Annotated in this window: 12 protein-coding genes; 6 read left to right on the top strand and 6 right to left on the bottom strand. The window is 51.2% G+C overall.

The features are described 5' to 3' along the window. Positions 1–135 precede the first annotated feature (135 nt). The gene (locus Enr17x_RS23880; RefSeq protein WP_145220625.1) at positions 136–333 is read right to left on the bottom strand and encodes a cold-shock protein; all 198 of its coding nucleotides are present in this window, start codon (positions 331–333) and stop codon (positions 136–138) included. A gap of 545 nt (positions 334–878) precedes the next feature. Here Enr17x_RS23880 and Enr17x_RS23875 point away from each other — a divergent pair. The 4 genes from Enr17x_RS23875 (at position 879) to Enr17x_RS23860 (ending at position 5,540) form a co-directional block, all read left to right on the top strand. Next, positions 879–2,174 carry a hypothetical protein gene (locus Enr17x_RS23875; protein ID WP_145312185.1) on the top strand — a complete coding sequence of 432 codons (1,296 nt, stop codon included), beginning with the start codon at positions 879–881 and terminating at the stop codon, positions 2,172–2,174. A gap of 348 nt (positions 2,175–2,522) precedes the next feature. Then, positions 2,523–4,229, top strand: coding sequence for a hypothetical protein (locus Enr17x_RS23870; RefSeq protein WP_145312184.1), 1,707 nt, complete (start codon positions 2,523–2,525; stop codon positions 4,227–4,229). A gap of 126 nt (positions 4,230–4,355) precedes the next feature. Next, the gene (locus Enr17x_RS23865) at positions 4,356–4,565 is read left to right on the top strand and encodes a DUF3565 domain-containing protein (protein ID WP_145312183.1); all 210 of its coding nucleotides are present in this window, start codon (positions 4,356–4,358) and stop codon (positions 4,563–4,565) included. Between the two features lie 150 nt (positions 4,566–4,715). Beyond that, a complete protein-coding gene (locus Enr17x_RS23860; RefSeq protein ID WP_145312182.1) occupies positions 4,716–5,540 on the top strand; it encodes a hypothetical protein in 825 nt (274 codons plus the stop codon). Positions 5,541–5,643: 103 nt separating this feature from the next. On the opposite strand, the gene Enr17x_RS23855 is transcribed toward Enr17x_RS23860, so the two are convergent. The 3 genes from Enr17x_RS23855 to Enr17x_RS23845 form a co-directional block, all read right to left on the bottom strand. Continuing rightward, positions 5,644–5,976 (bottom strand): hypothetical protein, encoded by a 333-nt coding sequence (locus Enr17x_RS23855; protein ID WP_145312181.1) that lies wholly within the window; start codon positions 5,974–5,976, stop codon positions 5,644–5,646. A 167-nt stretch (positions 5,977–6,143) separates the two neighbouring features. Then, positions 6,144–6,884, bottom strand: a complete 741-nt coding sequence (locus Enr17x_RS23850) for a hypothetical protein (RefSeq protein WP_145312180.1) — start codon at positions 6,882–6,884, stop codon at positions 6,144–6,146. A 419-nt stretch (positions 6,885–7,303) separates the two neighbouring features. Continuing rightward, the gene (locus tag Enr17x_RS23845; RefSeq protein WP_145312179.1) at positions 7,304–8,629 is read right to left on the bottom strand and encodes an acetylxylan esterase; all 1,326 of its coding nucleotides are present in this window, start codon (positions 8,627–8,629) and stop codon (positions 7,304–7,306) included. Between the two features lie 196 nt (positions 8,630–8,825). On the opposite strand from Enr17x_RS23845, the gene Enr17x_RS23840 reads away from it, so the two are divergent. Both Enr17x_RS23840 and Enr17x_RS23835 read left to right on the top strand, forming a co-directional pair. After that, positions 8,826–9,590 (top strand): DUF4396 domain-containing protein, encoded by a 765-nt coding sequence (locus Enr17x_RS23840; RefSeq protein WP_145312178.1) that lies wholly within the window; start codon positions 8,826–8,828, stop codon positions 9,588–9,590. A 323-nt stretch (positions 9,591–9,913) separates the two neighbouring features. Beyond that, on the top strand, positions 9,914–10,372 hold the full coding sequence (locus Enr17x_RS23835) for a hypothetical protein (RefSeq protein ID WP_145312177.1): 459 nt from the start codon (positions 9,914–9,916) through the stop codon (positions 10,370–10,372). 34 nt (positions 10,373–10,406) lie between these two features. Here Enr17x_RS23835 and Enr17x_RS23830 read toward each other — a convergent pair whose 3' ends face one another. Then, the gene (locus Enr17x_RS23830; protein WP_145312176.1) at positions 10,407–12,134 is read right to left on the bottom strand and encodes a CocE/NonD family hydrolase; all 1,728 of its coding nucleotides are present in this window, start codon (positions 12,132–12,134) and stop codon (positions 10,407–10,409) included. A 63-nt stretch (positions 12,135–12,197) separates the two neighbouring features. Beyond that, complete coding sequence (gene fae / locus Enr17x_RS23825; RefSeq protein ID WP_145220514.1) at positions 12,198–12,746, bottom strand: formaldehyde-activating enzyme; 549 nt, start codon at positions 12,744–12,746, stop codon at positions 12,198–12,200. Positions 12,747–12,903: the final 157 nt, after the last annotated feature.

The following is a 12,903-nucleotide window of genomic DNA, read 5'->3' as shown; positions in this document are numbered from 1 at the left end:
ATCAAAGAAACACTTCCCACTCTTGTTGCTGTATGGTTTCGTACTTTTCGTGGTAGTGATTTTTCTCACCGCGCATAAAAGCAGCCGACGTTTTTGCGTCGGCTGCTTCTTTGTTTCAAGTTCGCACGTGAAACTTCAGACCAGTTTCACATTTTCTGCGCGTGGTCCCTTTTCTCCGCGTCCTTCTGTGAAGGAAACGCGTTGCCCTTCGTAGAGCTCTTCAAATGACACGCCTTCCAGGTTTGACGAATGGAAGAACAGGTCTTTGCCACTTTCTGTGTCAATAAACCCAAATCCCTTTTGTGTCACTTTTTTGATTGTACCTTCAGCCATCTTCTGTTCCGATTCCTAAAAAATAAAAAATGCAGCGTCTCCCGAAACAACTGGTTCAGGCCGCTCAGCTGCAAGAGTTAATCTTAACGGCCCCGAACAATAAAACAAGCAAACTGAACAAGAATCGCCTGTTTTCAAACCATTTCCTTCTCCCTGATCGCCACGAATTCCCTGTTTTTCCTGAGCCAATTCCACTTTGGAAAACTTTTCCCGATTTGCCGCTTTATTCCGGTATTGCCAACTCTCGGCACGATTTCCACAATTGTCCCCGAACGATCCAGTCTACCCCAATCCTCAATCTCTATTTCATGATTCCACTAAATAAAACGTAGAGAAAGTGACTCAGCACAGAAACAGGCAACCACCCACCAGTTGATTCATACTTTCAACAACGTGGTTTGATCGTATTATGACTCTGAAACAACTTAAAAACCCCTAAAATACCGGTAACATCGCAATGAACTACTTGACAACTGTATCCAGGCACCGCACTATTGGAAAGAGCGACGCCTTTTCTCTTAATCCTATCCAGAAAGCGAGTACTCATGATGGTTCCTCGCCCTCTTCCTAATTTTCGAGTCACGACCACGTTCCTCGCCCTCTTACTGGCATGGCATGCGCCAACTGCGGAAGCACAAAAACGCTCCACCCGCTTCAATGCCAAACCTTCAAATACCGTCGAAGCCGCCGCGATGGAATTTGCCCTTTCGGCTGAGGAAATCGACCAGCTCATTGGTAAAACAGCAGACGTCCTCACATCCAACGGCAAGCAGGAACAGAATGTCGAAATCACGCGTTTCTTCACAGGCCGGGATAAGAGCCAGATTAAATCGATGGAAGTCAAAGCCGAAAATGCCCGTCGTGGCAAACGGCTGTTCGCGACCCGTCTCGTCGAAATGACAGTCGATGACAAATCCTATCGGTTTCAGTATCTCCCCTCGCTCAAAGCAGCCACCATTGAAGACCAATCTAAAAAGAACGCTGCGATAAAAGATAAACTTCGTTCTTCTAACGAGCAGTTCTGGGAAGAGATCCCCGAAGAAGAGCAGTTAAAGCACGTCGAGGAATACAAGGAATTTCTGACCAAAGTCGGCGAACATTTCACTACGCTCAATATGAAGTTTTATGAAACAAAATATTTCCTGTTTTACACCGACATGCCCGCCAAACAGGTTGCCCCTTATCTGATTCAACTCGATAAGATGAATGAACTACTCGGTCAGTCGTTCGGTTTCAAGCCCGGCCATAACATCTGGCGCGGCAAAGCCGTCATCGTGGCGTTTATGGGAAAACCTGCGTTTCTCGAATTCGAACAGCAGTTTTATAATCGTACTGAAACGGGTAACGCCATCGGTCTCTGTCATTCGCATGGCAACGGCAAAGTGGTCGTTTCCTGTTACCGCGGCAACGATCCTAATTTCTTCGGTGCTGTCCTGGTGCACGAGACCGCCCACGGCTACATCCACCGCTACAAAAGTACGGTCCCCATTCCGACCTGGATCAATGAAGGCATCGCTGACTGGATCGCCATGATCATCGTTCCTTCTTCCAAAGAAGTTCGTTTCCGCCAAACCGAAGCCGCCGCCCGCCTGCGCCAGATGAAAACCTTTGGCGGTCAGTTCTTCAATTCCGATCGACTCGATGGCTGGCAGTACGGCTCTGCCAGCGCGATCATTCAGCTCATGCTCAAAGCCAGCCCGGAACAGTTCAAACTCTTCTTCAACGGCATCAAAGAAGGACTCACCTGGCAAGACAGCCTGCAACGCGCCTACGGCTTAACCGTCGAACAACTCAGCCAGGCCTACGGCCAATCCATCGGCATCCCGCTGCTGACACCTTGATATTGGTTCTATCCGTGGTGTGACGATGAAAAACAGCCCCTGTGTGCCGTTCGTGGTAGAAAAAACAATAATTCCCGGAATCGGCTATGGCACGGTTTCTGAGAATTTATTTCGAGATCTTGCCAGATGGCGAATATTGACATTGCGAGGGGTTAAGCTGGGTGGGTACCATTTGTTTATATGGTGTCGTTTGTTTTATAACCATTCACAATCGACTGTATTACTCTCTTTCTTCCAGCGATCTCTTGCCTCCATAGTATAGAATGACTACGGCAAAAATAAAATCTGCTTTACATTTTAACCGGTGGATTGAATCGCTTGCTCAGGGTGAGATTAAGAAAGTGTATTATGCGACCTAAGAGTTCTTACTGGTTTTTTTTGGTCGCGATCCTCTCAGCACAGCAGGCGCGTGCGGATGATTCGCAAGACAAGACGCTGTCACTTCGAGATGTTCAGAAACAGGCGATCCTGTTAAAACGTCGGGGACATCGACAACCCCAACAATCGCTTCAGGACAAGGTCGCCCCGCTTAAGAACGCCCTTGCACTTGCGAATCTGTCAGGTACCCCGCTGAATCGTCTCTATACCAATGCCTCGGACAGTCTGGCTATGGTCTGTGCAGACCTCGACCTGCCGGTCACCGAACGATTCAAGAAACCAACTGAAATCAGGCAGGAATCCAATTCGTATCGAGTTCGAATTGCTTATTTAATTCCAGCCGACCGATCCCCGAATGCAGCGGCAGCACATCGCGCTGCAGAACTCTTGCTGTGGTATCAACGTTGGTTTGCCGACCAGATGGCCCATAACGGTCACGGTGAGATGACGTTTTCCTATGAGACTGAAACGGATTCATCCTGGCCCCGGGTGCATAACATCCGTCTGCCACGTCCCAGTGCTTATTACCGGACGAATCAGCCAGGTCAGGGTGACAAAGTTTATAGTCGCGTTGTGACCGATTCGAAAGACGTCGGGATTCCTGTAGAAGAAAGTGGCCAGGTCTGGCTTTTGATGATCGATATGCAGGAAATCCTTTCGAGTGGGAATGTTGTTGGCGTTCATCGTCAGGGGGGCGGGAAGACTTTTCATACAGGTGCGATGGTTTGCGATACGGGCACATTGGGAGAGTTATCCTTAACTGCCTTGACGAATGAAAAACCGTATCACGGGATGATTGTGCCAAGTCTCGGTCGTTTTCCCCTGAAGCGGGGGGTGAGCTTTCCGCCAAGTCGCGGAACCACCGTCGGGACCGTAGTCTCTTCAAATCTGGGCAGTTGGCTGCATGAACTGGGGCACTGTTTTCTGTTAACGCACGACTTCAGAAACGATGACAATGCTGCGGGGAATTTAATGGGGAACGGGCTTCGAGGTTTTCGAGCTTGGTTGTATCCCGAGAAATTTTCGAATGAGTATACACACCTGAGCGCAAATGCGTCTGATCTATTGCGACTCAATCGATTCTTCCGCTCGGGGGAAGAATTCAATGATACAAAAGCACCCTCGATTGAGCAGGCGAATGTTTCAACGGAACCGGTCGAAGGTCTTTTGGTATGCTCCGTATCGATTCGCGACGACGATGAACTCGCCTACGTGATGCTGATGAATAATGGCTGTGTTGTCGCCTCGCAGGAAGTTTCCGGAACGGCCGCGCAAGTGAACCTTCCTTTCTGGAGATATGAAATTGGTGATAACCGCTGGCAGTTACGGGTATTTGATCGTAGTGGGAATGTTAGAATTCTCCCCGGTACTGCCGTGGTGTCTGCCGCCTCAAAACGAGCCGCTCACCCTTATGTTACCTGTCCGAAGATGCGACTCAAGGTAGGCGAGCCTCTCTCCGTATCTGCGGAGAAAACGAAAGATCCCGATGGAGTTTCATCGTCACTCCAGTATGCCTGGGACTTCGAAGGAGATGGAAAGTTAGATACTGAATTTTCCCCTAGTCCCAAGGCCCGTGTGACTTATCCCGTCGCAGGAGTAAAGCGTCTCCAGTGCCACGTGAGGAATCGCACTGGAACGACGGCTGTCTCGAGCGCGATCCGAATTAAAGTCGAGTAATCGTTCCTGGTAGAGATGTACTCACTATATGAGTCTGTAGTTAACATAGCCACCTGAGCGGATCGACGACAGCCGCCGTATCAAAAAACAGACAAAACAACAAACACATCAACCAAGAAATACCAAGTGCAACAACCCATCATCGGCTATCACAAAGACGAACAAGGCCACTGGGTCGCACAACTCCACTGCGGACACAACCAGCACGTCCGCCACGATCCTCCCTTAATTACTCGCGAGTGGGTCACCACGCAATCCGGCCGCGACGCCATGCTGGGCCACAAACTCGAATGCAAAAAATGTGACGAACACGCGCCGCTCGATGAACGTCCCTGATTGAAAGCGGCTGCCAAATTTTTTTCGTGCTTTTCGCGTCTTTCGTGGTAGTAAAAAACAAAACGATCAAGATTCGACTTCCATTCCCGGTCAGGTTATCATGTCTTTACAGAATCCCACTGCAAGTTGTATTGTTTTCACGAGATCGTCATGCCCAGTAATCCCAACCACTTCAAAACACTTTGGTTTCTCTGTTTGGTACTCTTTTGCTCTGTTCTCCCCGCACAGGCAGCAGACAAACAGCCGGACTTTCGCGAACTCAAACGTTTTCCGGCAAAGGAAGCTCATCAGGCGGTGGCCGTGGATGAAAGTTCGTTTTATGCGATTTCCAGTCGAGGCATCGCCCGCTATCAAAAATTGGACGGGACTCAACTCAAAACATGGACTGGGCCGAAAGACTCGCACATTCGGCATCTGAATAGCGGCGTTGTTATCGACGGTAAACTGTATTGTGCGCATTCGAACTGGCCTGCTTCACCGCTGAAGAATACGGTGGAAATCTTCGACGCCAAGACGTTGAAACATTTAGAGACGCTGAAATTTCCCGATACCGAGGGCGCGATTAACTGGATCGATCGGTGGCAGGATAAATGGTGGATCGCGTTTGCTTTTTACGGCAAGTTGGACAACGTCCGTAAGACCCGCGTTGTACGTTACAACGATCACTGGCAGTCGGAGGCCACATATACATTTCCCGATTCCGTTCTGAAACGTTTTCTTCCCAACAGCAATTCCGGCGGCGCCTGGAGTTCCGATGGGAAACTCTACACCACGGGCCACGATCATGGCGAACTTTATGTGCTGGAACTGCCGAAATCAGGAACAACACTGAAGCACATCACCACCCTGCCCGCCCCGATCACCGGCCAGGGCATTGCCTGGGACCAAAGCAACTCCGGCACACTCTACGGCATCAGCCGCCGCCAAAAACAAGTCATCAAAATGCAATGTCCGACTGGACCGAAGCCAGAGTAAACTAACCAACGATGAGCAGATCGGCACTAACCGCCGGTGGTGATCGGCGATCGTTTTATAAAACCGGTGGCTTACGCCATTCCACACAGAAAATTAGCGACTCCTACTGTTGAGGCGTGTGAGCAACCCATTGGCCCAGTCGTGATTCGGTAGGAATATGCTCAATAAAACCATCATCACCGTATTTGAGGATATCTTCCTCTCCCTGTGAAATCAGTAGGGCATTTCCTAGCCGCGTCCATTTATGCTCTCCTGTTTCTTTAATGCTTAAGAACAGATCGACTTCATCTAATTCCAACAATTTCGGATTTTGAGGAATGATCATAAAGACGCAGTCTCCCTTGTCCTGGCTGAGATCCGGGTGAAACAGAGTAAAGCCGAGATGCTCTTTCTCTATCGTTTGGATCACCATCATTTTTACTGCTTCGGATGTCATCTGCTAATCCTGTGCTCAAAAAAAGATAAGTCAGGCACTTCAGAATGTAAAGTTCCAGCAATCGTTCATTCTATCAGATCATCTGCCTGATCACTCTGTTAAGATTTGGCAAAAAATAGGTTCCGGGAACCGTTAATCCAATAAGATGAATTGCTGCTTTCTTAAGTTCATTTTCCGAAATAGTTTGGATACGCTTCCATCAACTCCAAGGTGTTATAAATCCATTCTTCAGCGATCTCGGGAATTTGACCCTCAAAACTATTTAAATGACGATTCAATTCAATCCGAAAATCCAGGTACCGACGTTTGACGAGGGGATCGACGGAATCATCTGGTGTTAATAAAAGTTCCTTGAGTGAAACCAGTTCATGATCCGCACGTTCGATATACTTCAAGAACTTTTGAACGTACGGCAATGTAAGATATTGATCTGCATCGCAAGCAACCGTCGACAAAGATAACTTTTTCGGCAACTGATCCGTCGTTTGCCCCGTCGCGGATTCCATATCCTCAATCAGGGTTGCACGGTGAGTCCTAAAATAATCATCCAGTTTTAAATTTAGACGATCTGTCACTGCACTGGAGATATACGCAGGGATTCCAGCATAGGGATTGTCTCGCATGTGCTTTACCAGAGCATCCATCCCCAGGACAACTAAGTCATCAATCAACCCTTCGCGAGAATCGGGGGAAAGCCAATCAAATTGACTAGCGGGTGTGAATTCATCTGGATCATCCTCAGAAAGATGTGCGACGAAATAGGAAATACGGAGGGTAAAGCAACTCTCAGCCCCCAACGATCGTGAGATTTGAGTTCGAATATAGGGGGCGAAAATACAAGCGAGTTTTGGAAACCGGTTTCGCCACCAGATCAGAAAGTCCTGCGATGTTAACTCGGATCGTTCCATACGATCGTACTCGCCTTTCGTATCTTTTCGAGTTTTTCGTGGTAGTAAATCTTGTCTGCTATTCAAGCAGGAAATTGACAGTTGAATCAAACAAGGTAGAGAAAACGTAACTTCCAATAAAGTATCCCAGTAGTGAAACAGCCAATTGGGAACGAACGTGTGTCCTGACAGTTTCCTGTTGTCTCCGACAACCCCGAATTCCATACGGGGTTACCCGAAAATAATTGTTCACAACATATTAAAAGAGATTCTGGTGTGGCACTGCTCGGCTTGTCCGACAGTGCCGGTTTTAAGGTAAGGCAAGCACCCGCATTACACCGTTGGGCAAGCCAACGGTGCCATCCAACGCCGGTTTTGTATTGGGATTGCCGTATCCAAACCGGTGGCTAGCGCCATTCCGCTCACATGGTTGTTGCCTTTTATTTTTCCTTCGCCTGCTGCTTCACGTGTTCCAGCACCGCGTCAAAAAATGCTTTGTGAATGTCCGCGGGGGCGGCGTGGCCCATGAGCGGTTTGTTGATCACCTGCTTTTTCCCGCTCAGCTGGTTATAGGCAGCATAGCAACTGGAAGGGGGACAGACGGCGTCGATAAAGCCGACGCTCATGATGCCGTCTGCTTTGCAGCGGGTGGCGAAGTTGACCGCGTCGACGTACTGGGCGGCTTTGAGTTGGGTTGGATCGGGTTTGCCATTCGGCAGTGTGTTGACCAGTTTCGGCCAGCCATTGATCCGACCGGCGGCGCGGCCTGAGTGATCGCAAATCGCCGGCACTCCGGTGGCGATGAAGGTCACGCGGTCATCAATGCCGCCGGCGGCTAACGCCTGGCCGCCTCCCTGGCTGTGGCCGATGACGATCACCGTTTTTCCGTCCCACTCCGGTTGTGCGGTCAGAAAATCGATGGCCCGTACCAGACGCAGAAACATGCCGCGAAAGTAAATCGTCTCGCGGCTCTCGCGTCCCGCGTGTCGATAGCCGCTCAATTCCCCTTGCGAGAGATCTTTATAATATTGGGCCGGCTTACCGTTGGGGATGCCGTGCGCGTTGATGTCCATCGACAACATCCCGGCATTCGCTCCCTTGACGGCGTTCCCCAGCGATGAACTGCGGACCCCTGCCCCATGCACCCAGAGAATCGCAGGCAGACTATTGGGCTTTGCGTCTTTCGGTTTTGCCAGATAACCGGAGACGGGGGCGCCGCCCAGGCAATCGACTTGCACATCAAAACAGTCCAGCTTCGGATCGGCCTGCTTGACCAGAGTCAGTTTCGCTTCCGCAGGGACCGCAGCCAACTGTTTTTTCTGGTCGGCCCAGAACTGATCAAAGTCGTCGGGTACCGGCTGGCTGAGGCCAATCTCTAACGGCGAAAACGCGGCACCGGCAATCTTGGTTACTTTTTTCTTGTCGCCCGCTTGAACAACACAACGCAGGAACCCGGGTTTGTCAGCCTTCACTGAAATTTCCGCCGGCCCAACGCCCATCATCAGGGTCCCTTTGGGAAAACCGGGTGCTCCGGGGATGAAATCATCAACGTAATAAGAGACCTTCTCGCCTGTGGCCGGCTTACCGTCTTTCGTCAGTGAAATCAGAAACCGGGCGGTTTCCCCAGTTTTATAAATCGCATCCGGCCGATCGGTGACCACGTTCAGTTCATATTTCTCAGCAGCAGTAGCGATTTGAATCAGCGACAGACAAATCGCTAATGCAATCATAGAACGCAGAATGGGTTTCAAGCGGGAGTCGTTCATGGTGGGTTCCTGTATTTTTATTCGTGATGAAGAATCAACGGAGTTCAGGCATTGATTCTATCAGACTCTGGCTCAAACGGAAGGGTTTTGCGTTTCAACAGGCAAACTTGGTACTGACCCGATTGCCGGGAATCACTAGAATAGCTCCGGCTTCCGTCTGACAATCAATATCCTTCTGCACCGGGGAAATTCTGATATGTTGACCATCATCGCGACTGTCTCTTTAGTCCTCGCCGTTCTTTGTTCGCTCTGGCTTTTGATCGATGTGATTCGGCATCCCCAGCATATGGCGATCATGAATGTGGTCTGGCCGCTGACGGCCCTGTATGCCGGCCCACTGGCGATTTTAATTTATTACTGGTTCGGGCGAATGAGCATGCACGACATGCCGCACGAGGATCACACTAATCACAGCCAGCATGAGATGCACGGCGAACATCAGATGCACGGCCACAGCGAACAACACGCCGACACAATGCCGTCGATGCCGAAAAAACCGTTCTGGCAGAGCGTGGTTGTGGGGGGGACGCATTGCGGCAGCGGCTGCACGGTCGGCGATATCATTGCAGAAGGGGGAATGCACTTTCTGGTGCCGACGGTCATTAACCTGTCGGGTGCCTCGCTCGTCTGGTTCGCCTGGGGCGTTGACTATGTGCTGGCACTGCTGTTCGGTGTTGCGTTCCAATATTTCAGCATCGTTCCCATGCGGCACCTGGGATTCAAGGAAGGACTCGTGACGGCGTTCAAAGTCGATTCTCTCTCGCTGACCTTCTGGCAGATCGGCATGTATGGCTGGATGGGGCTCTGTCTGTTTGGGATCTTTGGACTTGAGAGTGCGGAAATGGCAAAGACCAGCCCGATCTTCTGGTTCATGATGCAGATCGCCATGCTCTGTGGCTTTGTGACATCCTTCCCCGTCAACTGGTGGCTGATTCGCACCGGCATCAAAGAAACGATGTAACGCCAGTCGGTTGCCGATGGTGTGAAATGGGTCAATTCTGATTACCGGCGGCTCGCGCCATTCCGCTCACGATCTAACTGAGCAAGTCGCGAGTCACTGCTCCATATTGTAAAATCTACACGCAAATCAAACTCCATGCTGCTGCTTGAGACAATTCTTGAGTCTTTCTGGCCCCTTGGTTTCAGAATTCGGACCTCAACAGCCGATAGGATGTATTAGGCCGATTATACGGATCAAGCAAAACAGGCACGGCCGCCTGAAACAGGGCATCTTAATCTGCGCTACAGCCTGTCTGTCGCGCGTTCCGAGGACCAGAAATGAGCATGACGCAACGATGGTTATTGGTGACGGCAGTCGTTTTCCTGATCGCGGGAGTGGTTTCCGCCGCCAGCGAAACCAGCAAGACGGAAGAAGAAAAAAGTGACCAGCAGGGCGCATTGATGCTGGCCAAGCTCGCCTGCAGTCAGAAAATCACCAACGGCCTGGTGACGAAAGATTTTGACCAGATCCATCGGGGGGCCACCGAGCTGGGCAGCATCTGCATCGCCACCGAATGGGCGTCTCACAATGATCCCGTCTATGCGCATCACCGCATGGAACTTCGCAAGCAGGCACAGAAACTGGCAAAGATGGCCGAGGAAAAAAATCTCGACGGCGCCACCTACTCCTACATGCACTCGCTGAATACCTGCATCAACTGCCACGAATACTGCCGCGACGTGTTGAGCATTGTTGACGAATCCAAAGTGAATCTGAAAGTCGTGCCGATTCCCAATAACTGAATCGAAGTGTATTCAGTCAACCACCAAAATGCAGTCACTGCTTGCACGGCAAAATAATCTGCGATGGCCGCACTGCATCGTGATACACGCGTTCGGTCGATATTTTCGTGTCTTTCCCGAACGGTCCTTCGCCTGAATTCGGATTCCGATCAAACAGCGGGAAATACGCGCCGCAGATATCCACCCGCAGCCGGTGTCCTTTGCCGATCTGGGCGGCGATTGGGCCGAGGTCCACGGTGATCTCGTAGACTTCGCCCGGCTTGAGAAGTGTGGGCTGCTGTTCGGAATTGCGGAAGCGGCCGCGTAGAATTCCTACCGCCAGGTTTTGCGAAAAGCCGTTGGGATGCACGTCGATCAGTTTGACCACCCAGTCCGCATCGGGCGTATCTGCCGAGACGAAGAGTTTCGCTTGCGCATTGCCGGCGAACGAGAGCGGCTCCGTATATGGCTCCGACGTATAAACCAGCACGTCGTTTCGTTTTTCAATAGGACGCTGATCCACGGGGGCCCAGGTCGCTGAAATCAGCGGGCGTTTGTCCGTCACCGGACAGGCGGGCGCGGGATCGTTGGGATCAGCCTGAAAGCGGTCGGCTGCTTCATCGGTGGTTGACGGACAGAGATCCAACCTGCCATCGCCGTCACTGGTATTCGCCTTGCCGTTCGAATGCAGATAGAAGGACGTTGCGGTAAAACCCTGTGGCGGCCAGGTGGTCGCGTTAAACCAGACATTGTCTCCCAGCGAAAAATATCGTACGGGAACGTCTGCGCGGTCCTGCTCCGGCTGTTTGCCCAGTAAACGTCGTTCGAACCATTTCAGATTCTCTCCTGCCGCATCAATCACCGCGTTCTCACCAAAATCAACATCGCCCACTTTCGATCGGCCGATGGAACCGTGATCCCACGGACCAAGAATCAATTGCTGTTGTCGACGCGTTTCCGGATCGCGGGCCTCTTGCTGCATGCGTGTGAAATTGTTGACTGATTCGCGCGAAAAGAAATCGTAATAACCGACGATATGCTGCATCGGCAGTTTCAGATCAACAATGTCGTCGGTCAGCTCGGTCCGGTTCCAAAAACCATCGTGCTCTGGGTGCGTCAGCATGCCTTCCAGCCAGGGAATCGACCAGCCAATTTCATTGTCAACTTCGCTCATTGGCAGATGTAGCAGCGTACCCCGCCAGTCTTGGGTGACTTCAGCGCCTTCCGGTTTCTGAGAATTGCCAGATGCCCAGCGGGCGATCAGCGAAATCCGCAACGCACCACCCAGATACAGGTTGCGATAAAAACTGCTGAAGGTGGCCGTCGGTGCGATTGTTACCAGTCCCGGCGGATGTTCGTTTGCCGCCAGCCATTGTGTCGCGCCGACATATGAGGCGCCCCACATGCCGATCTTTCCGTTGCACCATGGTTGTTTGCCCAGCCATTCGATCGTGTCAAATCCATCCTGTCCTTCGTTATCGTAGGGATAAAAAATTCCCTCCGATTCAAACTTCCCGCGACAGTCCTGCACGACGGCAATCAGGCCGGCCTCTGCAAATCGCTCGGCAGCTTTTTTGGCGCGGGCTTTGTTATAAGGCGTTCGCATCAAGACGACCGGTGCCTGTTTCACGTTGGGGCTCTGATACACGTCGGTCGCCAGCAGCACGCCATCCCGCATCGGGACCTGCACTGTTTTGCTGAGAACCGTCGGTTTTTCGGCCCCCATCAGAGTTTGAACGGCGCAGAGCAACAAACAGAAAGAAATGACATGCGAGCGATTCATGTTCACGGACTTTCAAAATCAAGGGGAAGCGAAACAGGGGCAGCCGTATTGATTCTCGCGGCATCAGAGGGTGCCGTCGAGACCCTTTTGATAATACTTATGTGTGATTTCGTCCTGGTGTTCGAGCAACCAGTCAATCGACGGTTCATTGTGCATCGCTTTGTGAATCGCTTGCGCGGTGGCTTTGCGGTGAATCTCGAACAATGCTTTGTGATCGAGGTTTTCATCGTTGGCCACACCCGGATTCAGCCAGACCGAACAGATGATGCCCAGATCGTTTGCTTTTTCTTTGGGAAGATCGCCGGCTCGGACAGCGTCAAGCACACCATTGGCAATCGCGGCCTGGACGGTTCCCATCAGAATATTCGTGTAAGCGCTGCTCTTCACGGTGACCTTACTGACCATCAACGTGACGGGCCGGACTTGAATGTCGGTATTCAAAATCGCAAAGACTTTCGAGTGTCCCGCCGATTGACCGCCGGTGAGCGTGGCAATCGCCGTTCCCACTGGTCCGTCGAGCTCTCCGATGACGACTTCCGGTTCGGCAGCAGTAAAAGGGGGACCACCGGCGACAAGACTTTCGCCAGTACGCATGATAATTCGATCGCTCATTGAAGACTCCTTGCAGGTTAGAATTAAAGTTGAGCTTTAGACTACTCGATCATCAGGAAACGTACAAGGAAGGCCCCTACTATCACAAACGTCATTGTACGCATACCACTGATGAGCGGGTCGGCGCTAGCCGCCGGTTGTGAGTTGGGTTGCTGTA

It is taken from the genome of Gimesia fumaroli (assembly GCF_007754425.1).
Lineage (GTDB): Bacteria > Planctomycetota > Planctomycetia > Planctomycetales > Planctomycetaceae > Gimesia > Gimesia fumaroli.
The sequence above is the reverse complement of the archived record's forward strand: the minus strand, read 5'-3'. Positions and strand labels throughout refer to the sequence as shown.